Genomic DNA, 1,496 nt, shown 5'->3' on the forward strand with positions numbered 1-1,496 from the left:
TAAACCAAAATCCTCGGGTTCAATAACGTAGCTTGTAATTATGCCATCTTTAAGTTCAGAGACATGCGTTTTAGCACCAATACTAATTTCATCCAAACCATCATCAGCATGCACGACTAATACGTGTCGACTTCCGAGTTCTTTCAATACATGCGCCATAGGCTCTACCCATTTTAAGTCAAATACACCCAGTACTTGGCAGGGGGCTTGAGCAGGATTGGTTAATGGGCCTAATAGGTTAAAGATGGTACGGATCCCCATTTCTCGGCGAGGGCCAATAGCATGCTTCATTGCGCCATGATGCTTTTGGGCAAACATAAAACCAATACCAATAGTGTCAATGCAATGTTTAACTTGTTCGGGAGTAATATTTAAGTTTACTCTGGCAGCTTCCAGTACGTCGGCGCTACCTGAACTACTACTGATAGAGCGATTACCATGTTTTGCTACTTTAGCGCCTGCGGCAGCCACTACAAAGGCACTGGCTGTTGAGACATTAAATGTGCTGGCACCATCACCACCTGTTCCACAGGTATCAACAATATGATCGCCGGTAATGTCAACGGGTGTTGCTAAACTACGCATGACTTTGGCGGCTGCGGTAATTTCTACCACGGTTTCGCCTTTCATGTGCAAACCAACTAAAAATCCACCAATTTGTGCTGGTGTAGCCTCACCTGTCATGATCTGCTGCATAACAGCCGTCATTTCTTCGCTAGATAAGTCTTTTTTTTGAATGATTATTTTTAATGCTTCGGATAAATTCATAGCCAAACCTTATCGATCTAGAAAGTTTTTTAACAAGGCATGTCCTTGCTCTGTCAATATGGATTCAGGATGAAATTGTACGCCTTCTATGGGCAATGTTTTATGTGAAATCCCCATAATCTCATCGACACTACCATCTTCATTTTGAGTCCATGCCGTAACCTCAAAACAATCTGGCAAGTTATTTTTATTGACAACCAATGAATGGTAACGTGTTGCTATAAGTGGGTTGTTCAATCCTTTGAAAACACTTGAGTTATTGTGCGACACAGGTGACGTTTTTCCATGCATTATTTTACTGGCATGGACGATTTCACCACCGAAGGCTTGACCAATAGATTGGTGGCCTAAACAGACACCTAGAATAGGTTTTTTACCGGAAAAATGTTTAATGACTTCAAGTGAAATTCCTGCTTCATTAGGAGTGCAGGGGCCTGGAGAAATCACAATCTGATCAGGATTTAAAGCTTCAATTTCAGCAATGGTAATTTTGTCATTACGATACACCTGTACATCTGCACCTAGCTCGCCAAAATATTGCACGAGGTTGTAAGTGAAAGAGTCGTAATTATCAATCATTAATAACATTGGGTGAGACCTACTTATGTTTTGTTTGACTGGCCACATCGAGCCCAGCCTCTGCCATTTCGACAGCACGGAAAACAGCTCGAGCTTTATTCATGGTTTCTTGCCATTCCATTTCAGGCACAGAATCATAAACGATACCT

At 41.8% G+C, this 1,496-nt stretch carries 2 protein-coding genes; both read right to left on the reverse strand.

Features of this window, described 5'->3' with window-relative positions:
* Window positions 1-768, reverse strand: a 768-nt coding sequence (gene trpD, locus AC3AYF_RS20875; RefSeq protein WP_487780386.1) for an anthranilate phosphoribosyltransferase, incomplete at its 3' end; no start/stop codon positions are given.
* Window positions 769-777: 9 nt separating this feature from the next.
* Window positions 778-1,356, reverse strand: a complete 579-nt coding sequence (locus AC3AYF_RS20880; protein ID WP_487780387.1) for an aminodeoxychorismate/anthranilate synthase component II — start codon at window positions 1,354-1,356, stop codon at window positions 778-780.
* Window positions 1,357-1,496 lie beyond the last annotated feature (140 nt).

The organism is Salinicola sp. (assembly GCF_982684285.1).

Coding starts and splice junctions, on each gene's coding strand:
- AC3AYF_RS20880 (WP_487780387.1), bottom strand. CDS start 1,356: ATGTTATTAATGATTGATAATTACGACTCTTTCACTTACAACCTCGTG.